The organism is Limnohabitans parvus II-B4 (assembly GCF_003063455.1).
GTDB lineage: Bacteria > Pseudomonadota > Gammaproteobacteria > Burkholderiales > Burkholderiaceae_C > Limnohabitans_A > Limnohabitans_A parvus.
The window spans coordinates 65,822-86,879 of the sequence record NZ_NESN01000005.1 but is presented as its reverse complement, the minus strand read 5'-3'; the positions used below and the strand labels follow the sequence as shown (position 1 = coordinate 86,879).

General features: G+C 58.9%; 20 protein-coding genes. 7 read left to right on the top strand and 13 right to left on the bottom strand.

All coding sequences use genetic code 11. From position 1 onward, the window contains the following. Position 1: 1 nt before the first annotated feature. The 4 genes from B9Z37_RS12750 to B9Z37_RS12735 form a co-directional block, all read right to left on the bottom strand. The gene (locus tag B9Z37_RS12750; RefSeq protein WP_240606717.1) at positions 2–1,201 is read right to left on the bottom strand and encodes an amino acid ABC transporter permease; all 1,200 of its coding nucleotides are present in this window, start codon (positions 1,199–1,201) and stop codon (positions 2–4) included. An 83-nt stretch (positions 1,202–1,284) separates the two neighbouring features. Further along, positions 1,285–2,313, bottom strand: coding sequence for an amino acid ABC transporter substrate-binding protein (locus B9Z37_RS12745; protein WP_108313408.1), 1,029 nt, complete (start codon positions 2,311–2,313; stop codon positions 1,285–1,287). Positions 2,314–2,591: 278 nt separating this feature from the next. Then, a complete protein-coding gene (locus tag B9Z37_RS12740) occupies positions 2,592–3,536 on the bottom strand; it encodes a LysR substrate-binding domain-containing protein (protein WP_108313407.1) in 945 nt (314 codons plus the stop codon). 6 nt (positions 3,537–3,542) lie between these two features. Continuing rightward, on the bottom strand, positions 3,543–5,411 hold the full coding sequence (locus B9Z37_RS12735) for an ABCB family ABC transporter ATP-binding protein/permease (RefSeq protein WP_108313406.1): 1,869 nt from the start codon (positions 5,409–5,411) through the stop codon (positions 3,543–3,545). 38 nt (positions 5,412–5,449) lie between these two features. Here B9Z37_RS12735 and B9Z37_RS12730 point away from each other — a divergent pair, with 38 nt between their 5' ends. Next, positions 5,450–5,860, top strand: coding sequence for an acyl-CoA thioesterase (locus B9Z37_RS12730; RefSeq protein WP_108313405.1), 411 nt, complete (start codon positions 5,450–5,452; stop codon positions 5,858–5,860). A 40-nt stretch (positions 5,861–5,900) separates the two neighbouring features. Here the strand turns inward: B9Z37_RS12730 and B9Z37_RS12725 are convergent, their stop codons facing one another. The 9 genes from B9Z37_RS12725 to B9Z37_RS12685 form a co-directional block, all read right to left on the bottom strand. Beyond that, the gene (locus B9Z37_RS12725) at positions 5,901–6,383 is read right to left on the bottom strand and encodes a thioesterase family protein (protein WP_108313404.1); all 483 of its coding nucleotides are present in this window, start codon (positions 6,381–6,383) and stop codon (positions 5,901–5,903) included. Between the two features lie 49 nt (positions 6,384–6,432). Next, entirely contained in the window at positions 6,433–7,197 is a 765-nt protein-coding gene (locus B9Z37_RS12720; protein ID WP_108313403.1) for an enoyl-CoA hydratase, read from the bottom strand. Positions 7,198–7,215: 18 nt separating this feature from the next. Next, positions 7,216–7,659 (bottom strand): DUF2147 domain-containing protein, encoded by a 444-nt coding sequence (locus B9Z37_RS12715; RefSeq protein WP_108313402.1) that lies wholly within the window; start codon positions 7,657–7,659, stop codon positions 7,216–7,218. A gap of 25 nt (positions 7,660–7,684) precedes the next feature. Next, positions 7,685–9,496: an acyl-CoA dehydrogenase C-terminal domain-containing protein gene (locus B9Z37_RS12710; protein WP_108313401.1), complete on the bottom strand. Its 1,812-nt coding sequence runs from the start codon at positions 9,494–9,496 to the stop codon at positions 7,685–7,687. 44 nt (positions 9,497–9,540) lie between these two features. After that, the gene (locus tag B9Z37_RS12705; RefSeq protein ID WP_108313400.1) at positions 9,541–10,296 is read right to left on the bottom strand and encodes a TetR/AcrR family transcriptional regulator; all 756 of its coding nucleotides are present in this window, start codon (positions 10,294–10,296) and stop codon (positions 9,541–9,543) included. A gap of 355 nt (positions 10,297–10,651) precedes the next feature. Continuing rightward, positions 10,652–11,515, bottom strand: coding sequence for a fumarylacetoacetate hydrolase family protein (locus B9Z37_RS12700; protein WP_108313399.1), 864 nt, complete (start codon positions 11,513–11,515; stop codon positions 10,652–10,654). Between the two features lie 23 nt (positions 11,516–11,538). Further along, the gene (locus B9Z37_RS12695) at positions 11,539–12,297 is read right to left on the bottom strand and encodes an SDR family NAD(P)-dependent oxidoreductase (protein WP_108313643.1); all 759 of its coding nucleotides are present in this window, start codon (positions 12,295–12,297) and stop codon (positions 11,539–11,541) included. Positions 12,298–12,314: 17 nt separating this feature from the next. Continuing rightward, positions 12,315–13,064, bottom strand: a complete 750-nt coding sequence (locus B9Z37_RS12690; protein WP_108313398.1) for an SDR family oxidoreductase — start codon at positions 13,062–13,064, stop codon at positions 12,315–12,317. After that, the gene (locus tag B9Z37_RS12685) at positions 13,061–14,176 is read right to left on the bottom strand and encodes a mandelate racemase/muconate lactonizing enzyme family protein (protein ID WP_108313397.1); all 1,116 of its coding nucleotides are present in this window, start codon (positions 14,174–14,176) and stop codon (positions 13,061–13,063) included. Before B9Z37_RS12685 ends, B9Z37_RS12690 begins: the two co-directional genes overlap by 4 nt. 181 nt (positions 14,177–14,357) lie before the next feature. Here B9Z37_RS12685 and B9Z37_RS12680 point away from each other — a divergent pair, with 181 nt between their 5' ends. From B9Z37_RS12680 to B9Z37_RS12655, 6 genes are all read left to right on the top strand, one after another. Next, entirely contained in the window at positions 14,358–15,080 is a 723-nt protein-coding gene (locus B9Z37_RS12680) for a FadR/GntR family transcriptional regulator (protein ID WP_108313396.1), read from the top strand. A gap of 54 nt (positions 15,081–15,134) precedes the next feature. Next, on the top strand, positions 15,135–16,124 hold the full coding sequence (locus B9Z37_RS12675) for a sialic acid TRAP transporter substrate-binding protein SiaP (protein ID WP_108313395.1): 990 nt from the start codon (positions 15,135–15,137) through the stop codon (positions 16,122–16,124). Positions 16,125–16,194: 70 nt separating this feature from the next. Next, a complete protein-coding gene (locus B9Z37_RS12670; protein WP_108313394.1) occupies positions 16,195–16,770 on the top strand; it encodes a TRAP transporter small permease in 576 nt (191 codons plus the stop codon). 22 nt (positions 16,771–16,792) lie between these two features. Then, positions 16,793–18,187, top strand: a complete 1,395-nt coding sequence (locus B9Z37_RS12665; protein WP_108313393.1) for a TRAP transporter large permease — start codon at positions 16,793–16,795, stop codon at positions 18,185–18,187. A gap of 45 nt (positions 18,188–18,232) precedes the next feature. Beyond that, the gene (locus tag B9Z37_RS12660) at positions 18,233–19,762 is read left to right on the top strand and encodes a UxaA family hydrolase (protein WP_108313392.1); all 1,530 of its coding nucleotides are present in this window, start codon (positions 18,233–18,235) and stop codon (positions 19,760–19,762) included. A gap of 154 nt (positions 19,763–19,916) precedes the next feature. Continuing rightward, positions 19,917–20,978 (top strand): malate/lactate/ureidoglycolate dehydrogenase, encoded by a 1,062-nt coding sequence (locus B9Z37_RS12655; protein WP_108313391.1) that lies wholly within the window; start codon positions 19,917–19,919, stop codon positions 20,976–20,978. Positions 20,979–21,058: the final 80 nt, after the last annotated feature.

Genomic DNA, 21,058 nt, shown 5'->3' with positions numbered 1-21,058 from the left:
GTCAGCGCTCCTGGATAGCGGCACTGGCGTTGAACCAGTTCATAAGCGCCGACGTGATGAGAGACAAGGTCAGGTACACCAACATCACGATAGACAGCGCCTCAATGGCACGGCCAGTCTGATTGAGCGTGGTGTTGGCGATGGAGACCAGTTCGGGGTAACCAATGGCCACCGCCAAGGATGAGTTTTTGGTCAGGTTCAGGTACTGACTGGTCAGGGGTGGAATGATCACACGCAGAGCCTGGGGCAAGACCACCAAACGCATGGACTGGCCTTTGTTCAAACCCAGGGAAGCCGCGGCCTCATGCTGTCCAAGTGACACAGAGGCAATGCCCGATCGCACCACCTCGGCGATGAACGACGCCGTGTAAAACACCAAACCACACAACAAGGCCATGAACTCCGGGCTGAACACACCACCGTCTTCAATCTGGAAGTCACCGATCTTGGGCAAATTCCATTCGGCTGGCGCACCACCGGCCAACCAGCCGAGAAGCATCAACGCCACAGTCACCCCTGTGGACACGCCCCAGACAGGACGCGTCTGGCCCGTCTGATCAAAATGGGCCTTGGCCTGCCGGCGATAAATGACCGTAAAAACACAGCCCAACACGAGCCCGCAGAGTGCCAAGGTTTGACCCAGTTGCCATACCGGCCATGGGAAAGACACACCGTTTTTGCTCAGGTAAAAATGGCCCAATTGCCAGGCTTTGTCGAAATCTGGCAAAGCTTCGGTGAAAACCAAATACCAAATCAACAACTGCAGGTAGACCGGCACGTTGCGAAAAAATTCCACATAGGCGTAGCAAACCTTGCGAACCAGGAAGTTGGTCGAAAAACGCCCCACGCCCACCAGCACACCCAACAAGGTGGCCAGCACAATGCCAATCACCGCCACTTTGAGCGTGTTGAGCATGCCAATGAAGAACGCCATCAAATACGTGCTGTTGGACGCGTACTCGATCATCGTTTCACTGATGTCGAAGCCGAACGGTTGTAGCAAAAAGTCATAGCCACTTTGAATGCCGCGCAAACGCATGTTGATGAGCGTATTGCGCACCAACAAAGCGACCAGCGCCAAAGCCGACAAAATCGCGACGATCTGGTAGATGACCGATCGCCCTTCGCGGCTGCGCCACGAGATGGATCGGTTTTTCTTGCCAGGCAAAGGCCTGGCCTCGATCATTGAAAAATGGGACATGTACAGGGCCTGAATAAAACCACGGGTGACAAAGATACGCCCCAAGAAGGGGCGTATCCAGAGCCTTTAGAGAAGGCTGAAAATCAACGCAGTGGGGCTGCGTACATCAGGCCACCCTTGTTCCACTGGTTGTTGAGACCGCGTGGCAAGTTGATGGCTGTTTTAGGGCCCACGTTGCGTTCGAACATTTCACCGTAGTTGCCTGTGGTCTTGATCGCGCGGGCCAACCACTCTTTGTCCAAGCCCAGGTGTTTGCCCAAGTCTTCGGTCGCGCCCAGCATGCGGCCCACTTGAGGGTTGTCGCTCGACTTCATTTGGTCCACATTGGCTTGGGTGATGCCGTACTCTTCTGCTTCGATCAAGCCATTGAGCACCCATTTGTTGATGGCGAACCACTCGTCGTCACCACGGCGAACCATAGGGCCCAGAGGTTCTTTAGAGATCAAGTCGGGCAGGACCAAGTGTGCTGCAGGATCTTTGGCTTCCTTGGCGCGCACCGAGGCCAAACCAGAGGCGTCGGTGGTGTATGCCTGGCAACGGCCAGAGAAATAAGCACCTGTAGCCGCTTCGACTTTTTCAAACACCACAGGCTTGAGGTTCAGCTTGTTGGCACGGGAGAAATCGGTCAAGTTCTTCTCGGTGGTGGTGCCGGACTGCACGCACACGGTGGCACCTTTGAGTTGCTTGGCGCTGGTGATTTTGCCTTTTGGAACCATGAAGCCTTGGCCGTCATAGTAGTTGGCACCAATGAAGTGCAGACCCAAAGAAGCGTCACGGTTGAGCGTGTTGGTCGTGTTGCGAGCCAAAACGTCCACTTCGCCAGACTGCAGTGCGGTGAAACGCTGCTGGGCAGTCAAGGGCACGTATTTGACCTTGTTGGCATCGCTCAACACGGCGGCGGCCACAGCACGGCAGTGGTCCACATCCAAGCCGGACCAGTTGCCACTGGAATCGGCAGCAGAAAAACCTGCCAAACCGGTGTTGACGCCACAAACAATTTGTCCGCGCTGTTTGATCTGGTCCAGTGTTTTGCCGGCCATGGCAGAAGTGCCAGCCAACAAGCCTGCGGTCGCCAAAACGGCGCCGATCACGGTGCGTGCATGTTTTTTCATGGTTTGTATCCTCTTTCGATTTTTGAGCGGCAAAACGCCACCCCTTGATTAAATGTCAAAACTGAGTCATGACCGCCTAGGAGCTTCCCTAGGGATTGGAGACAACTCAAGTGATCCATCACACCGCACCACAATGAAGCAGTGCTGGAGACCGACTACCTCAGCTTGCACAAAATGTGCCTGCACGAAATCGTGCCGTGAATGTAGTCTGTTTCCCACGCACGGATCCTCCGGGCGTACCCTTGATTGTCATGCAAAAAATGCATACATCAATGCCCTCAGCGCGACGAGTGGACGGATGCAGGTCTTTGGGTCAGATGCAACCACAGCTGTTGTGCAGCTCCTTTGGCATGGTGTTTGGCACTGGGTTTCTCTCGGTAGGCCCGCACCTCCATGGTCAACGCTTGCACCTGTCCAGCCGACAAGCCCACCTCCACCAAGGCCCCCGTCTGCACTTCCTTTTTCACAGCGCTGCGAGGCAAAAAGGCGATGCCATGGCCCTCCATCGCCATGACCTTCAGGCCTTCCGCCATGTCTGTCTCGTACACCCGTTCCAAGTGAATCGGCGTTTTAGACTGCTTGAGAATCCAATCGGTGATGCCGCCCAGATACGCGCCCGGGGCATAACCCAAATAGGGAAGGGGCTTGGAGGCCGCGCCTGGAAAGCTGAAAAGAGGACGCGCATCAGGCCCCGCCTTGGCATAAGGGGCCAACACTTCCTGGCCCAACACCACCATTTCATAGCGGTCGGGATCGAGCTGCAGCGGCTGTGAAGGATGGTGGTAAGCGATCAACACATCGCAGCCCCCCTCAACCAAACGCATGGCGGCATCGTGCACATTCAAGGCAATCAAGCGACTTTTGATCGAACCAAAACCTTCCCGCAAGCCGGCAATCCACGAAGGGAAAAAAGTGAATGCCAAAGTGTGCGGCACCGCAAACTCAATGAAGTCCTGCCCGGCAGAGTTGTGCCCACGCAGCATGGCTCGGGTGCTTTGCAAGGATTGAAGCAACTCCAAAGCCTGGGCGTACAAGGTCTCGCCCGCCGCGGTGAGTTTGGTGGGATAAGAACTGCGATCCACCAGATCAGCGCCAGCCCAAGCTTCGAGCGACTGAATTCGACGGGAAAACGCAGGCTGCGTCACATGGCGCAACTGCGCAGAGCGGCTGAAACTGCGGGTTTCAGCCAAGCTCACAAAATCTTCAAGCCATTTGGTTTCCATGCCGAATTATGTCGCTGACGACGTGGCCACGGATGAGTGAGAGACCTCTGCGTTTTGTTGCATCGACCACATGCTGGCGTAACGCCCCTGCTGAGCCAAAAGTGCTGCATGGTTGCCGCGCTCAATGATGCGCCCAGACTCCATCACCAAAATTTCGTGCGCATCGACCACCGTGGACAAACGGTGTGCAATCACCAAAGTGGTTTTGTTCTGGGCTACGCTGGCGAGCTCAGCTTGGATGGCTCGCTCATTGGCAGAGTCGAGCGCCGAAGTGGCTTCATCGAACACCAAAATGGGCGGATTTTTAAGCAAGGTGCGGGCAATGGCCACACGCTGCTTTTCACCGCCCGAGAGCTTCAGTCCGCGCTCACCCACCGACGTTTGGTAAGCCTTGGGGGTGGAAGCGATGAAGTCGTGGATGCGTGCGGCGCGTGCCGCCTCCTCGATCTGGCTCTGGCTGGCACCGGGCTGGCCATAAGCGATGTTGTAGGCGACCGTGTCGTTGAACAGAACCGTGTCTTGCGGCACGATGCCTAAAGCGCGGCGCACGCTCGATTGCGTGACCTGCCGGATGTCCTGCCCTGCAATGCAGATGTTGCCCTGCTGCACATCGTAGAACCGGAACATCAGTCTCGCCAGAGTGGATTTTCCGGAGCCCGATGGGCCGACCACCGCCACGGTTTTACCCGCAGGAATCGTGAAACTGATGTCTTGCAGGATCGGCCGGTCGCTTTCGTAGGCAAATGACACGTGGTCAAACACCACATCGGGCGCTCCCTGCAAAGCCAGCGCAGTCGCAGCCGGTGCATCGGCCACTTCGCGCTCACGGTCCATCAGCACAAACATCTTGTCCAAATCGGTAAGGCTTTGCTTGATCTCGCGGTAGAGCACACCCAAAAAGTTGAGCGGAATGTACAGCTGGATCATGAAAGCATTGATCATGACCAGATCTCCAAGCGTCATGCGTCCGGCCACCACACCTTCGGTGGCACGCCACAGCATGGCCACCAGCGCGGCAGCAATGATGAGTTGCTGCCCGGTGTTGAGCACGGACAACGTGGTTTGCGCTTTGAGCCGAGCCACACGCAAGCGCTCTAGGCTTTCGTCATAGCGCCCGGCCTCGAACGATTCGTTGCCAAAGTATTTGACCGTCTCGTAGTTCAACAGCGAATCAATCGCCCGCGTGTGCGCCGCAGAGTCGAATTCGTTGGCCTGTTTACGGAACTGGGTGCGCCACTCGGTGATGCGCACAGTGAAGAAAATGTACAAAGTCAGCGCGAGCAGCGTGATCCCAGCGAACCAAGCATCGAACTTGACGGCCAAAATCGTCAGCACCAGCCCCACCTCGATCAGTGTAGGGATGATGCTGTACAGCGAATACGAGATCAGCGATTCGATGCCGCGCACGCCACGCTCAATATCGCGTGTCATACCGCCGGTCTGACGGGCCAGATGAAAGCGCAGACTCAAGGCATGCAAATGTTCAAAGGTCTGTAGCGCAATGCTGCGCGAAGCACCTTGCGTCGCCTTGGCAAACACCAACTCACGCAACTCGGTGAAAGCCGAGGTCAGCAAGCGCAAAGCGCCATAACCCACCAACAACGCCACCGGCACCACCAGCACCGATTGCGGATCACCCGGCTTGAGGCTCATGGCGTCCACCAGTTCCTTGAGCAGCAGGGGCACACTGACGTTGGCCAGCTTGGCGCCCACCATCAAGGCCAGCGCAATGACCACACGCCATTTGTATTGCCAAAGGTACGGCAGGAGGCGCGACAGGGTTTGCCAATCACCCCCCACAGGGGCGGTGACGGTCAGCCCAGAGGGCGTTGTGGACGAAGAAGCAGAGGCAGCGGTTTCGCCATGTTGGCGCATAAGGGACAATCCAGTTTTTAGTTCACCCGATTGTGCCCATGTCTGAAACTACCCGCACCCACACCGTGGCTTTGCCCACAGACCAGGAATTGGTGCTCAAGGTCATCCCCATGCCCGCCGACTGCAATGCCAGCGGTGATATTTTTGGCGGCTGGGTCATGGCTCAGGTCGACTTGGCCGGGGCTGTTCTGCCCGCACGACGCGTGCGCGGCCGCATGGTGACGGTGGCTGTGAACGAGTTCATCTTCAAGCAAGCGGTCAAAGTGGGAGACATCCTGTCATTTTTTTCTCGGATCGTCCGTGTGGGTCGCACGTCCGTCACGGTCAAGGTTGAAGTGTTTGCCGAGCGCTTCCAACTGCAAGGTCAGTACATCAAGGTGACCGAAGCGAACCTGACCTATGTGGCGGTGGACGACCAAGGCAAACCGAGGTTGGTGCCCGAAGAGTGATGAACGAAGTCTTGACGCAGGCGCAGCAGGTCCAAGAGCTTCAGGAGACGATGTAAGCCGCAGCCCCGGTCGACATCAGCGTACCGTCGGGGCCACAAAACTCCATGCGCGATGAACCCACCCGCGAGCCCACACGCAGGGCATTGGCCGTGATGGTGAAGTGCTCGCCAATGCCCGGGCGCAAATAGTCCACCCGCAAATCGATGGTGCCCAGCTTGGCAAAGCGCTCCAGGCGTTTGGCCGGCGTTTCGTCCATGTGCTTGGCCGCCAGAGCCGCCATCACAGCCGCGCTGCCGATGGCATCGAGCACCGCGCTGATGACGCCGCCATGAATGCGGTTGTAGGCAAAGTGCCCCACCAACTCCGGCCGCATGTCGATGCGGGCCTCGACCCCTTCGGGCGTGACTTTCACCAGCTTCAAGCCGAGCGTCTTGTTGAAGACGATCTTTTCTTCGTAGATCTGACGAAAGCCCTCGATGTATTCGGCTTCAAGGACGACGGGGGTGGTTGGGCGATGGGGCATGCCAGGGATTTTAGGGAAGAACGCCCGCTGAAAGCGAAAGACGCGGCATTTACAGCTTGGAAAAATCGGGCTTGCGCTTTTCCATGAAAGCGCCAAAGGCTTCTTTGGCAGCAGGCTCTTTCAGCATGCGCCCGAAGCTTTTGCCTTCATCGTCCATCTTTTGCAGCACCTCTTGCTGGTAGCCACTTTTCATCAAACGCTTGGTCTCGATGAGTGACGACAGCGGCTTAGCGGCCAGCTTGCGTGCCTGTGCTTGGGCATAGCCGTTGACTTCGGTAGGCGGCACGACACGGTTGACCAGCCCGACTTCCTGGGCCCCCTCGGCAAAGAAGGGGTCACCCATGAGCAAGGCTTCGGCAGCACGGTGGTAGCCAAACATGCGCGGGGCCAGCAAGCTGGAAGCCGCCTCGGGGCACAAACCCAAGTTCACAAAGGGCATGGAAAACGCGGCATTGTCGCCCGCGTAAACCAGGTCGCAATGGAACAACATGGTGGTGCCAATGCCTACGGCAGGCCCGGCCACAGCGGCCAAAAGCGGTTTTTCAAACGTCGCTATGCCACGCAAAAAGCGAAACACGGGCGAGTCTTGTGTGCTGGGCGGCTGATTCAAAAAATCACCGATGTCATTGCCCGCGCTGAAAACGCTTTCGTGCCCCTGGAACAGCACCACGCGCACACTGGCGTCAGCCGCGGCCTGAGCCACCGCATCGGCCATGGCCGCGTACATGGACGAGGTGATGGAGTTTTTCTTGTCCAGGCGGTTGAAGGTGATGGTCATCACCCCCGAGTCGATGTGGGTCAGGATGTCAGACATGGCGTTCCTTGTGCAGGTTTACTGGACGCGAATCCAGGTTTGGGTGCGTCCCAACAGGGGCGTACCGATGTACCCTCGAACTTCGAGCTTTTTACCGCCGTCAATCGGGGTCAAACGCAAGCTGTAATTCTTGCCGTTCTCGGGATCGAGAATTTTCCCACCTTCCCATACCGGTTTGCCGTCGCCTTGTTGACCACCCCGGATGATTTCCATGCCGATTTTGGGCTTGTCTTTGCGGTCATCGGTACACAGGCTGCAAAGAGGATCGGTGTTGGGGTTGTTTTGCAAGGACTTCTCGACCACCCCAGACAAAGTGCCTGCAGCGGTCTGGTTGATGCGAATTTCGGCCTTGGGCTGCTTGCTTTCATCGTCGATGCTGCGCCACAAGCCCAATGGACTCATTTGAGCTTGTGCAAAAAAGGTGAGCAACCCGAGGCTGGCGGTCAGGACTGTTTTGATCATGGCTGGATTTCAGTGAAAAAGAAGATCATGCCAGCGCGGCGTCGGTGTCCATCAGCACATCGCTGCCCGCACGGATGCGGCGCATCAGGCTCGATGTCTCGGGCATCAAGCGGGTGAAATAAAAACGCGCCGTCTGCAGCTTGGCCTGGTAGAACGGATCGGGGCGCTGCGCTTCCTCTTCGGCCTCTGCCAGTTTTTTCAGAGCGATTTGCGCCGAGCGGGCCCAGAAGTAACCCAGCACCAAGTGCCCCACCACGCGCAGGTAGTCCACCGCGGCTGCGCCCACCTCGTCGGCGTTGCTCATGGCCTTCATGCCAACTTCGCCTGTGAGTTGGGTGAGCTTTTGGCCCAGATCGGCCAGCGGCTTGATGAACTCGCCCATGGCTTCATTGGCCATTTCGGCCTTGACCAGTTTTTCGATCTGCTTGCCGAACTTTTGCAGCGATGCGCCCTGGTTGCCCAGCACCTTGCGGCCCAGCAAGTCGAGCGACTGGATGGTGTTGGTGCCTTCATAGATCATGTTGATGCGAGCATCGCGCACGAACTGCTCCATGCCCCACTCCTTGATGTAGCCGTGGCCACCGAACACCTGCTGGCAAGCCGAGGTGGCCTCCCAGGCGTTGTCGGTGGTGAAGGCCTTGACGATGGGCGTGAGCAAAGCCACCAGCTCGGCCGCTTCGGCGCGCACCGCTTCGTCGGGGTGGTTCACCTCCTTGTCGAGCAACAAAGCGCAGTAGCAAGCCAGTGCGCGGCCCCCTTCGGCATAGGCCTTGGCAGTCATCAGCATGCGGCGCACATCGGGGTGCACGATGATCGGATCGGCCGGTTTGCCGGGGGCCTTCACCCCGGTCAGCGAGCGCATCTGCACACGGTCTTTGGCATAGGCCAATGCATTTTGGTAGGCCACCTCGGTCAAACCGAGCGACTGGTTGCCCACGCCCAAGCGAGCAGCGTTCATCATCACGAACATCGCGGCCAGCCCTTTGTTGGGTTGACCCACCAGGGTCCCCACGGCTTCGTCCAAAACCATCTGGCAAGTGGCATTGCCGTGGATGCCCATCTTGTGCTCGATGCCGCCGCAGTAAATGCCGTTGCGCTCGCCCATGCTGCCGTCAGCCGCCACCTTGAACTTGGGCACCAGGAACAGGCTGATGCCTTTGCTGCCGGGCGGCGCATCGGGCAAACGGGCCAGCACCAGGTGCACGATGTTGGCGGCCAGATCGTGCTCACCCGCGCTGATGAAAATCTTTTGCCCGGTGATGCGATAGGTGCCATCGGCCTGCGGTTCGGCCTTGGTGCGCAGCAGGCCCAGGTCGGTGCCGCAGTGCGGCTCGGTCAGGCACATGGTGCCGGTCCATTCGCCACTGGTCAGCTTGGGCAGATACAAAGCTTTTTGCTCGGGCGTGCCATGCGCGTGCAAGGCTTCATACGCACCGTGCGACAAGCCGGGGTACATGGTCCAGGCCTGGTTGGACGAGTTGAGCATTTCGTAAAAGCACTGGTTGACCACAAATGGCAGGCCTTGGCCGCCGAACTCGGGATCACAGCTCAGAGAAGGCCAGCCACCCGCCACAAATTGGGCATATGCATCCTTGAAACCATCCGGTGCAGTCACGGCATGCGTGTCTCGGTTCAATGTGCAACCTTGTGTGTCACCTGAAATATTGATCGGGAAGACAACCTCAGCGGCGAACTTGCCACCTTCTTCGAGCACTGCATTGATGGTGTCGACATCGGTCTCTGCATGCTTGGGCAGCGCTTTGAATTCATCACTCACGTTGAGCAGCTCATGCAAAACAAACTGCATGTCGCGAAGGGGTGGGTTGTAGACGGGCATGGCAATTCCTTGAGAAAGTAGGTGAAGTCTGTGAAGAATAGAAATCAGTCAGCGGTGCTTTTGCGCCGCGCTGCGGCAGGTTTGGACACCGAAACCAGTTGGGGAGATTTGCTGGACACGCGCGTCACAGCCTCGGGCGCAGTCGGCTTAACCGCATAACGCGCCAGAATGTGCGAAAAGCCTTGCCGGGCACGCTCTGTGGCGCTGGGGTTGCGCAAAAATCGGGCTTCATAGTGCAGGGCCAAAATCAGGCCATGGATTTCAAATGCGATCTGGTGTGCATCGGACTCGCGGCTGAGCTGCCCTTCCTCCTGCGCCAGTTCGACGGCACGGCGCAAGGCGGTTTGCCAACTGACCACCGACGAAGCCAGCGCATCGCGTACCGGACCAGACCGGTCGTCAAATTCAACCGCACCGCTGATGTAAATGCAGCCCGAATCGATTTCGGCCGACGTCTGCACCATCCAGTTGTCAAACATGGCCTGCAACCGGGGCACACCACGGGGGTTTTGCATGGCCGCATAGAACACCTCGGCTTCGAAACGGTCGTGGTATTCGCGGATGACGGAAATCTGGAGTTCTTCGCGGGAGCCAAAGTGGGCAAACACACCCGATTTGCTCATGCCAGTCACTTCGGCCAGTGCCCCAATGGACAAGCCCTCAAGTCCGATCTGCGAAGCCAGGCCCAATGCGGCCTCGATGATCACGGCTTTGGTTTGTTGGCCCTTGATCAGCACGCGGCGTCCCGCCTCCGGCACGGGCAGGGTTTCAACTTTGGAAGGGTGTTTGCGGTCGGTCATGGTGGTCAAAATAGAACGGTCGTTCTATTTTGCACCAAAATTCAACAAGCGATCAAACCACTTGACGGACCAAGGGTAAATCAGGAGCAACCGAGACAAACACAAGCGGTGAAGTCATGGACCCCCGATCGAGTCGGGGGTGACAAACAAAGGGACGGGTGACAAACAAAGGGACGGGTGACAAGCCAATTGTCATACCCGGCTTGACCGGGTATCCATGGCCGTCGAAGTCATGGACCCCCGATCGAGTTGGGGGTGACAAGCAAAGGGACGGGTGGCAAAGCCAATTGTCATACCCGGCTTGACCGGGTATCCATGCTCGCCAAGCACGGCCTGCCCGGTCAAGTCAAAAAAATCAGGCCTTGAAGGCCACGACTTTCTGGGTTTGCTCACCCAAGCCGTCGATGCCCAAGCGCATCACATCGCCGCGCTTCAAGAACACAGGTGCGGGCTTGCCGTCTTTCTTGACGCCCATGCCCACGCCTGGAGGCGTGCCGGTGGTGATGATGTCACCCGGCTCCAAGGTCATGAACTGGCTCACGTAGCTCACCAACTTGGCGACGCCAAAAATCATGGTCTTGGTATTGCCGGTCTGGTAACGCACGCCATTCACATCCAGCCACATGCCCAGAGCTTGCGGATTGGGCACTTCGTCGCGTGTGACCAGCCATGGGCCGACAGGGCCGAAAGTGTCACAACCCTTGCCCTTGTCCCAGCTGCCGCCCAGCTCGAGCTGGTATTCGCGCTCGCTCACGTCGTTGACCACGCAATAACCAGCCACATGGTTGAGGGCTTCTTTTTGCGTGACGTAGCGTGCGCGTGTGCCGATCACGATGCCCAATTCGACTTCCCAGTCGGACTTCTTGGAGCCTTTGGGCAACATCACGTCGTCGTCCGCACCCTGAATGCAGGAGATCGCCTTGGTGAACACGATCGGCTCTTTGGGAATAGGCATGCCCGATTCGGCCGCGTGGTCGGCGTAGTTCAGGCCAATGGCGATGAACTTGCTGGTCGACGAGATGGGCGTGCCAAAACGCTTTTTGCCGCGCACCAAAGGCAGCTTGTCGGTCTTGACCTTGGCCAGCTTGGCCAATGCCTTGTCATTGAGCAAATCAGGCGTGATGTCTTTGACCACAGCGCTCAGGTCGCGCAAGCGGCCATCGGCGTCGATCAGGCCTGGTTTTTCTTTGCCGGGTTGGCCATAGCGAACGAGTTTCATAAAACCTCTCAGTGTGTAAAAAATCAATACGTGGAACGGCCACCGGACAGGTCAAAGACCGCGCCGGTGGAGAAGGAGCATTCTTCGGTGCTCAACCAGGTCACCATGGCGGCGACTTCTTCGGGCTCGCCAAAGCGGGCCATCGGAATTTTGGACAACATGAACTGGATGTGTTCGGGCGTCATTTGATCAAAAATCGCCGTCTTCACAGCCGCTGGGGTGACACAGTTCACGCGCACCCCCGTGTCGGCCAGTTCTTTGCCCAGCGACTTGGTGAGGCCAATGACGGCCGCTTTGCTCGCACTGTAAGCACTGGCATTGGGGTTGCCGTCCTTGCCCGCGACCGAGGCGATGTTGACGATGCGGCCGTAGTTGCGCGCCTTCATGTGTGCGCCGAGTTCGCGGCAGCAGTGGAACAGGCCGTGCACGTTCACATCGAACACCTGCTTCCAGGCATCGACCGGGTAGTCCCACACTTTGACATTGGGGCCGGTGATGCCCGCGCTGTTGACCAGCACATCCACATCGGCCAGTGACGTGGTTTGCGCGGTAGCCTGCACCACCGAAGCATGACTGGTCACATCCACCTGAACCGTGTTGACCACCGCACCCAGCTGGCCCTGACGCAGTTGCTCGGCCGCATTGGCCATGCCTGCGACATCGCGGTCCCAGATCGTGACGCGTGCGCCAGAAGCCAGCATGCGCTGCGCAATGGCAAAACCCAAACCGGTGGCTGCACCGGTGATGACCGCATGGCGGCCTTTCATGTCCAGCAAATTCATGTACATCTTTCTGAAATTCAAATGGTCATGCCACCGTCCACCATATAGGCGTTGCCAGTGGCAAAAATAGATTCGTCCGATGCGAGGAAGGTCACGATGGGCGCGATTTCTGCCGCCTGCGCCAGCCGCCCCATGGGCTGGCGGTTGATGAAGTCCTTGCGGGCCTGCGCCGGGTCGGCATAGCTGTTGATGCGGTCCTGCAGGGAAGGCGTGTCTACAGTGCCGGGGCAAATCGCATTGCAGCGGATGCCCTGGCGCACAAAGTCGGCCGCCACACTTTTGGTGAGCCCGATCACGGCCGCCTTGCTGGTGCCGTAAATGAAGCGGTTGGGCAAACCCTTGACGCTGGAGCACACGCTGGCCATGTTGATGATGCTGCCGCCGCGCCCGTCTTTCTCGAACTGCGCCACCATTTTGGGAATGGCCGCTTGGATCATCCAGAACTGCGAGCGCACGTTCAGGTTGAAGGCGAACTCCCATTCTTCGTCTTTGGCTTCCACAATGGAGCCGTTGTGCACAAAGCCCGCGCAGTTGAAGATCACGTCGATGCGGTCCATGCTGGCCACCTGCGCGGCAATCGCGTTTTTGTCGAGCACGTTCAGCACGGCGGTGTGCACATTGGCCACGCCCTGATACGACTTGAGCAATTCAGCGTTCACATCGGTGGCGTAAACGACAGCGCCTTCTGCGGCCATGGCCAGCGCCGCAGCTTGGCCAATGCCTTGCCCGGCGGCCGTGATCAGCGCGGTTTTTCCTTTGAGTCTCATGGTGCCTTGATCTCCAGATGGGTGGTTTGTTTTTGGGTAATCGCTGACCAGTCCCAGGCGATGCCCAGACCGGGGGTTTCTGGCGGATGGGCATAACCACCCTCCACTTTCATGCGTGAGGTGGTGATGTCGTCGAGCTGCGGAATGTATTCCACCCAGGTGGCGTTGGGCACGGCCGCGCACAGGCTCACGTGCAGCTCCATCAAAAAGTGCGGGCACACCGCCACGTCAAAGGTTTCGGCCAGATGCGCCGTCTTGATCCAGGGTGTGATGCCGCCGATGCGCGCCACATCGGGCTGCACGATGGAGCAAGCCCCCTGCTCCAAGACTTCGCGAAACTGCATCGGGTGGTACATGGACTCGCCCACCGCCACCGGGATGGTCGTGTGCTCACACAGCTGACGGTGACCCGACACATCTTCGGCGGGCAAGGGCTCCTCGATCCACGCGAGCCCCAAACCATCGAAAGCCCGCGCACGGCGCACGGCCTCGGCGCGGTTAAAGCCCTGGTTGGCATCGGTCATCAGCTCAAAGCCCGGACCTACCGCATCGCGTACCGCACTCAGGCGGGCCACGTCTTCGCTCACATGCGGGCGGCCTATTTTGATCTTGGCACCTTTAAAGCCCAGGGCTTGCGCCTCCAGTGTCTGGTCCACCAGCGCCTCGGGCGACAAATGCAGCCAGCCGCCTTCGGTCGTGTAGAGCGGCACCCGCGCTTGCGCACCGCCCAGCAACTGCCAAAGCGGCAAGCCCTGACTTTGCGCTCGCCAGTCCCACAAGGCGGTGTCCACACAGGCCAGCGCCAGGCTGGTCATCGCGCCCACAGCAGTGGCATGGGTGTGAAAAAACAAATCCTTCCAGATGGCCTCCACCATGACCGGGTTGCGACCGATCAAACGTGGCGCCAAGTGGTCCTTGAGCAATGCGATGACCGCAGAGCCCCCGGTGCCGATGGTGTAAGCGTAGCCTGTGGCCTCAATGCCGTCGCTGCAGTGCAGCGTGAGCAAGATGGTTTCTTGCGTCACGAACGACTGAATGGCGTCGGTGCGCAAAACCTTGGGTGGCAAATTGACTTGCCGAAGACTCACGCGGTCAATGACAACAGAAGACATCTGGATCAAACCTGTAGGCGGCAAAAGGTGGACGGCATGTGCTGCGGCAAACCTCACCCACAACGATCTTGAGGACGACCGACATACGGGTTTGTGCGGAGTTGCAACAGCTTTTGAACATGTGATGATTGTGCAACTGGTCTGACCACTTGTCCAATTCACGTTATCCCTGATTCCCCGCATGCCCATCCAAACCGTCGAACCCCAACGCCTGTATCGCCAGATTGCCGAACAACTTCGACAACTGATGAACTCAGGGGAGTTTGCTGTGGGCTCGCGTTTGCCGGCAGAGAGAGACTTGGCGGTCCAACTGGGTGTGAGTCGCCCTTCTGTGCGCGAGGCGCTCATTGCCCTTGAGGTTGAAGGCATGATCGAAGTGCGCACGGGGTCGGGCATTTATGTGCAAAGCACCACGCCGCTCAAAAACAAGGCAGGAGCAGCCCAAAGCGATGCATCAGCCGAATGGGGTCCACTCGAAGTCATGAGCGCGCGCATTCTGGTGGAGGCCGAAGTGGCCGCCCTGGCTGCGCAAAACGCCCAAAAGAAAGACCTGCAAGCTATCCGCAATGGTCTGCAAAAAATGAAACTGGAAGCCGCTCGCGACGAGGTGCCCCGCTGGGGCGATGAAGCCTTTCATGAGGGGATTGCACAAGCTTGCGGCAACGGCGTATTGCTCGACACCGTGCAGCGCTTCTGGCAAGCCCGCAACGGCCCCTTGTTCGAGCGTCTGGGTGACTATTTTGAGCACCCGGCTTCCTGGCAAGCGGCCATTGCCGAGCACCAAGCCGTGCTGGACGCCATCGAAGCCCGCGACAGCACTGGTGCACGTAAAGCAATGCAAAAGCACTTGAAACAAGCCCACAAAAGATACAGCGCGAGCTGGCGCCGCGCTCCCGCCCGATAAGGGTATGCCCTTTTTTCGCGTCAGCAATTTTCAAAAACCACTAAGGAGACAACGATGAGCAAACGATTCACCCTGAAAACCCTGGCCGCCTTGGGCACTGTTGCGATCGGCTCGATGCTGATCAGCACCGGCGCACAAGCCCAGCAAAAACTGAAGTGGGCCCATGCCTACGAAACATCCGAGCCGTACCACATCGACTCGGTCTGGGCCGCTGAAGAAATCAAGAAACGCAGCAACGGCAAGTTCGACATCCAGGTCTTTCCCGCCTCCACTTTGGGCAAGGAAACCGACATCAACCAAGGCCTGACCTTGGGCACGGTGGACATGATCATCAGCGGCACATCGTTTGCCGCCCGCACCTATCCACGCTTTGGCATCGCCTACTACCCCTTCATTTTCCGTGACGGCGATCACCTGATCGCCTATTCCAAGAGCCCTATCTTCCAGGAAATGGTGAACGACTACCGTGCCAAAACCGGCATCCAGGTCACGGCTTACACCTATTACGGCGCACGCCACACCACGGCCCAAAAAGCCTTCACCACCTGCGATGGCATGAAGGGCCTGAAGATTCGTGTGCCCGATGTGCCGGCTTACACCGCCACACCCAAATCGTGCGGTGCCAACCCCACACCCATCGCTTTTGCCGAGGTGTACCTGGCCTTGCAAAACGGCACGGTGGAAGCCCAGGAAAACCCACTGACCACCATCGAAGCCAAGAAGTTCTACGAAGTGCAAAAGGCCATCATGCTCACGGGGCACATCGTGGACGGATTGACCACCCAAGTAGCCCCTCACGTCTGGAACAAACTCAGCGATGCTGAAAAGAAAATGTTCACCGAAGTGACGCAGGAAGCGGCCAATCGTTCGACTGGCAAGATCAAAAAGCGTGAAGCTGAGCTGGTCGACGAGTTCAAGAAAAAAGGTCTGCAAATCGTGCAAGTGGACCGCAAGTCGTTCCAAGACGCCGTACTGAAAAACGCACCGCTGGAGTCCATGGGCTTCACACGTGCTGACTTCGACAAGATCCAGGCTGCTAAATAAAGCACCGCCATCGCGCAGGTCAGGCTCTTGCAGCCTGGCCTGCGCCTTATTCCGAATTCAAGGACGCAATATGAGCGAGCTACCCGATCTGGATGCCATGCCCAAAGTCATGGGCGACGATGGCCAATTCCATGCCACCGACGATGAAGTGGATCTGTCAGGAACCCCCATTGAAGCCTGGGTGGCATTGGCGTTTTTCTGGACCTTGGGTGCCACGGTTTTTTACCAATTTTTTACCCGATACGTGATGAACAATTCGGCCTCCTGGACCGAAGAAATTGCACGCTACATGCTGATTGCGACCGTGTTCACCGGCGCGACCATTGGCGTGGCCAAGAACAACCACATCCAGGTCGACTTCTTTTACCGCTTCATGCCCGAGTGGCTGTCTCGTGCCATGGGCACGGTGGTCGATGTGATGCGCATTGCATTTTTCGCGGCAGCCACTGTGCTGACCGGCCAGATGATGGACAAGCTGGGCAGCTACAAGATGACCATCATCGACTTGCCCATGAACATCGTCTACGGCGTGGTCATGGCCGGTTTTGCCGCCATGTGCCTGCGCGCCATCTGGGTTGCACGCGTGCATTGGCAGCGGGGCTACACCGTGCTGCAACGCCCCGAATCTGAAATGACCGACCGCTGAAACGCCTTTAGAAAGTTCTCCCATGTTGAAGATCCTTTTCCTCATCCTCATGAGCGGCGGTATTCCGGTGGCGATTGCCATGGCAGGTGCGTCCTTGCTCTATTTGTTTTTCGTCGAAAGCTCGCCGCCGTTTGTGGTCATCCACCGCATGGTCTCGGGCATCGACAGTTTCCCGCTGCTGGCCGTGCCCTTCTTCATTTTGGCCGGCAACCTGATGAACAACGCGGGCATCACCAACCGCATCTACAACTACGCGCTGGCCCTGGTGGGCTGGCTCAAAGGCGGTCTGGGCCACGTCAACGTGGTCGGCTCGGTTGTGTTTGCAGGCATGAGCGGCACCGCCATTGCCGATGCGGCAGGCCTGGGCACCATCGAGATCAAGGCCATGAAAGACCATGGCTACAGCACCGAATTTGCGGTGGGCGTCACTGCGGCTTCGGCCACGCTCGGCCCCATCATCCCCCCCAGCTTGCCCTTCGTGATCTACGGCATGATGGCCAACGTGTCGGTGGGGGCCTTGTTCCTCGCGGGCATCTTGCCCGGCATTTTGATGGCTGTGCTGATGATGCTCACCGTGGCCTATTTCGCGCACAAAAATGGCTGGGGTTCAGACGTTAAATTCGAGTGGTCCAAAGTCATCAAGGCCTTGGTAGAAACTGCTGTGGTCGTGTGCTGGCCCCTGTCCATCTGGTGGTTGGTCACGGCGATGGGCACACCACCGCAAATCACTGTGTTCGGCGCTTTGATCGTGTTGTTCGCGGCCGACAAGCTGTTCAACTTCCAGGCGGTGCTGCCCATCATGACGCCCGTGCTCTTGATTGGCGGCATGACCACTGGCGTATTCACCCCGACTGAAGGCGCGATTGCCGCCTGCGTTTGGGCGATTGCGCTGGGCTTCTTCTGGTACCGCACACTCAACTTCAAGATGTTCGTGAAGATCTGCCTGGACACGGTAGAGACCACGGCCACCGTGCTGTTCATCGTGGCAGCAGCCAGCATTTTTGGTTGGATGCTCACCGCCACAGGCGTGACCACGGCCATCAGCGCTTGGGTGCTGGGGTTCACGCAAGAGCCTTGGATGTTCCTGCTGCTCGCCAACTTGCTGATGCTGTTTGTCGGCTGCTTCCTCGAACCCACAGCCGCCATCACCATCCTCGTGCCGATTCTGGTGCCCATTTGCCAGAAGCTGGGCATTGATCTGGTGCACTTTGGCCTGGTCATGGTGCTCAACTTGATGATCGGCCTGCTGCATCCGCCCATGGGCATGGTGCTGTTTGTGCTGGCCCGCGTGGCGCGCCTGAGCGTGGAAGCCACCACCCGCGCCATCCTGCCCTGGCTGTTCCCCTTGCTGGGCAGCCTGGCCGTCATCACCTACTTCCCCAGTCTGGTGCTGTGGCTGCCCAAGCAATTCTATTGACCTGGAGAGACAGATCTTTGGCTCTGCCCCCAACCGATTGAAATCATGAACAATTCTTTCATTCGCCTGCACCCCGCCGACGACGTGGTCATCGCCCGAGCCCAACTCATGAGCGGCAGCACTGTGGACGGCGTGGCCGTGCGCGGCCTGGTGCCACCCGGCCACAAGATCGCCACACGCGCCATTGCCGTGGGCGAGCCCGTGCGTCGCTACAACCAGATCATCGGCTTTGCATCGCAAGCCATTGCCCCGGGCGAGCATGTGCACACGCACAACCTGAACATGGGCGCGGAAAAAGGCAACTTCGAGCGCGATTACGCCATCGGGCAAGACGTGAAGCCCGAGTCGGCTCGCAAGCAAGCCAGCTTCATGGGCTACAAGCGCTCGGATGGCCGTGTGGCCACGCGCAACTACATCGGCGTGTTGTCCAGCGTCAACTGCTCGGCCACCGCTGCACGGGCGATTGCCGACCACTTTTCCAAACGCAACAACCCCGCGGCACTCGCCAACTTTCCGAATGTGGACGGCGTGGTCGCTTTGACCCACGGCACCGGCTGCGGCATGGACACCGAAGGGCTGGGCATTCAGCTTTTGGAGCGCACGCTGGCCGGTTACGCCACCCACGCCAACTTCTGGGGCGTGGTGGTGGTGGGCCTAGGCTGCGAGGCCAACCAGCTCAACACCTGGCTGGCACACAGCAGCCTGCGCGAAGGCGACACGCTCAAGGTCTTCAACATCCAAGACACCGGCGGCACGCGCCTCACGGTGGAAAAAGGCATTGCCCTGATTGAGGAGATGCTGCCCCGCGCCAACGCCATCACCCGTGAGCCTTGCAGCGCTGAACACATCACGGTAGGTTTGCAGTGCGGCGGGTCTGACGGTTATTCGGGCATCAGCGCCAACCCGGCGCTGGGCGCAGCGGTGGACCTGTTGGTGCAGCATGGCGGTACGGCCATCCTGAGCGAAACGCCCGAAATTTATGGTGCCGAGCATTTGCTCACGCGCCGCGCTGTGAAGCCCGAGGTGGCGCACAAACTGATCGAGCGCATCCGCTGGTGGGAAAACTACACCGCCATCAACGGCGGCGAGATGAACAACAACCCCTCGCCCGGCAACAAGGCGGGTGGTCTGACCACGATCCTTGAGAAATCATTGGGCGCGGTGGCCAAGGGCGGCACCAGCAACCTGCAGGCGGTCTACGAATACGCTGAGCCGGTCACCGCCAAAGGCTTTGTCTACATGGACACACCCGGCTACGACCCGGTGAGCGCCACAGGCCAAGTGGCAGGCGGGGCCAACCTGATCTGCTTCACCACTGGGCGCGGCAGCGCCTACGGCTGCGCGCCCTCGCCCAGCCTGAAGTTTTCGACCAACACAGCCCTGTGGAAAAAACAGGAAGAGGACATGGACCTGAACTGCGGCGAGATCGTGGACGGCGGCGTGAGCATTGCCGACATGGGCCAGCGCATCTTCGAGATGATCCTGGCCGCCGCCTCGGGCGAACCCACCAAGAGCGAGCGCCACGGCTACGGCCAAAACGAGTTTGTGCCGTGGCAAGTGGGCGCGGTGATGTGAAACAACATCTCGTCATCATGGACCTGGCTTTCCTCTTGTCATCCCGGACTTGATCCGGGATCCATGTGGTCTACCGCCATGACCAGCCCTCAAGATGGACCCCGGGTCAAGCCCGGGGTGACAAGAAAAAATCCAACGACCGATTAGGATCAACATGAGCCAACGCATCCAAGCCGCTGACCTGCGCGCCAAAGTCGCCCGCATCATTGAACAAGCGGGCAGCGCCCCAGCCGAGGCCGCCCAGGTGGCCGACAACCTGGTCATGGCCAACCTGAGCGGGCACGACTCGCACGGCGTGGGCATGGTGCCGCGCTATGTCGATGCCGTGCTCGAAGGGGGCCTGAGCCCCAACACGGGCGTCAAAGTTTTGCTGGACACCGGCCCACTGCTCAACCTGGACGGCCAGCGCGGCTACGGCCAAATCACCGGCGTGCAAGCCATGCAGATGGGCATTGAACGTGCCAAGCAGCACGGTGTGTGCACTGTGGCGCTCAGTCGCTCGCACCACCTGGGCCGCATCGGCCACTTTGCCGAAATGGCCGTGGCGCAGGGCCTGGTGTCGGTACATTTTGTCAACGTGCTCTCGCGCCCCGTGGTCGCGCCCTTTGGCGGTGGCGATGGGCGCTTTGGCACCAACCCTTGCTGCATCGGCGTGCCCATGGGCAGCCGTGCGCCCTTTGTGCTGGACTTTGCCACCAGCCGCGTGGCGCAAGGCAAGATGCGCGTGGCCCACAACAAAGGCGAGCAAGTGCCGCCGGGCTATTTGATCGACGAACACGGCCACCCCACCACCGACCCCGGCGTGGTGGTGGTGCCGCAATCCAACGGCCTGTTTGGCGCGCTCATGACCTTTGGCGACCACAAGGGCTTTGGCATGGCCGTGGCTTGCGAGCTGCTGGGCGGTGCGCTGACCGGTGGCGGCACCTGGCACCGCGAAGCCGACAACCAGCGTGCCGTGCTCAACGGCATGCTGACGATGCTGATCGACCCGGTGCGCTTGGGCACGCAAGACATGTTCGAGCAAGAAGCCCTGGCCTTTGCCGACTGGTTGCGCCAAAGCCCCGATGCCCCCGGCAGCGACGGCGTGCACATGGCGGGCGAACCCGAACGCACCGCCCGCGCCGAGCGCGAGCAAAGCGGCATCTGGATCGACGACGCCACCTGGGCCGAAATCGAGGCGTCCGAACAAAAACTCCAACAGTCGCAAAAAACTTAACCAAACAACTGCGACGCTAGACCCAACTTAACAACGGTCATCCGGCCTCAACTTATCAACTGTCACCCCGGACTTGATCC

What these genes read in the sequence shown, in the direction of transcription:
- B9Z37_RS12695 (WP_108313643.1), bottom strand. Translation starts at nt 12,297, where the DNA reads ATGAATTTGCTGGACATGAAAGGCCGCCATGCGGTCATCACCGGTGCA.
- B9Z37_RS12730 (WP_108313405.1), top strand. Translation starts at nt 5,450, where the DNA reads ATGTCTGAAACTACCCGCACCCACACCGTGGCTTTGCCCACAGACCAG.
- B9Z37_RS12670 (WP_108313394.1), top strand. Translation starts at nt 16,195, where the DNA reads ATGAGCGAGCTACCCGATCTGGATGCCATGCCCAAAGTCATGGGCGAC.
- B9Z37_RS12660 (WP_108313392.1), top strand. Translation starts at nt 18,233, where the DNA reads ATGAACAATTCTTTCATTCGCCTGCACCCCGCCGACGACGTGGTCATC.
- B9Z37_RS12745 (WP_108313408.1), bottom strand. Translation starts at nt 2,313, where the DNA reads ATGAAAAAACATGCACGCACCGTGATCGGCGCCGTTTTGGCGACCGCA.
- B9Z37_RS12735 (WP_108313406.1), bottom strand. Translation starts at nt 5,411, where the DNA reads ATGCGCCAACATGGCGAAACCGCTGCCTCTGCTTCTTCGTCCACAACG.
- B9Z37_RS12675 (WP_108313395.1), top strand. Translation starts at nt 15,135, where the DNA reads ATGAGCAAACGATTCACCCTGAAAACCCTGGCCGCCTTGGGCACTGTT.
- B9Z37_RS12720 (WP_108313403.1), bottom strand. Translation starts at nt 7,197, where the DNA reads ATGTCTGACATCCTGACCCACATCGACTCGGGGGTGATGACCATCACC.
- B9Z37_RS12665 (WP_108313393.1), top strand. Translation starts at nt 16,793, where the DNA reads ATGTTGAAGATCCTTTTCCTCATCCTCATGAGCGGCGGTATTCCGGTG.
- B9Z37_RS12680 (WP_108313396.1), top strand. Translation starts at nt 14,358, where the DNA reads ATGCCCATCCAAACCGTCGAACCCCAACGCCTGTATCGCCAGATTGCC.
- B9Z37_RS12750 (WP_240606717.1), bottom strand. Translation starts at nt 1,201, where the DNA reads ATGTCCCATTTTTCAATGATCGAGGCCAGGCCTTTGCCTGGCAAGAAA.
- B9Z37_RS12655 (WP_108313391.1), top strand. Translation starts at nt 19,917, where the DNA reads ATGAGCCAACGCATCCAAGCCGCTGACCTGCGCGCCAAAGTCGCCCGC.
- B9Z37_RS12740 (WP_108313407.1), bottom strand. Translation starts at nt 3,536, where the DNA reads ATGGAAACCAAATGGCTTGAAGATTTTGTGAGCTTGGCTGAAACCCGC.
- B9Z37_RS12705 (WP_108313400.1), bottom strand. Translation starts at nt 10,296, where the DNA reads ATGACCGACCGCAAACACCCTTCCAAAGTTGAAACCCTGCCCGTGCCG.
- B9Z37_RS12700 (WP_108313399.1), bottom strand. Translation starts at nt 11,515, where the DNA reads ATGAAACTCGTTCGCTATGGCCAACCCGGCAAAGAAAAACCAGGCCTG.
- B9Z37_RS12685 (WP_108313397.1), bottom strand. Translation starts at nt 14,176, where the DNA reads ATGTCTTCTGTTGTCATTGACCGCGTGAGTCTTCGGCAAGTCAATTTG.
- B9Z37_RS12715 (WP_108313402.1), bottom strand. Translation starts at nt 7,659, where the DNA reads ATGATCAAAACAGTCCTGACCGCCAGCCTCGGGTTGCTCACCTTTTTT.
- B9Z37_RS12725 (WP_108313404.1), bottom strand. Translation starts at nt 6,383, where the DNA reads ATGCCCCATCGCCCAACCACCCCCGTCGTCCTTGAAGCCGAATACATC.
- B9Z37_RS12710 (WP_108313401.1), bottom strand. Translation starts at nt 9,496, where the DNA reads ATGCCCGTCTACAACCCACCCCTTCGCGACATGCAGTTTGTTTTGCAT.
- B9Z37_RS12690 (WP_108313398.1), bottom strand. Translation starts at nt 13,064, where the DNA reads ATGAGACTCAAAGGAAAAACCGCGCTGATCACGGCCGCCGGGCAAGGC.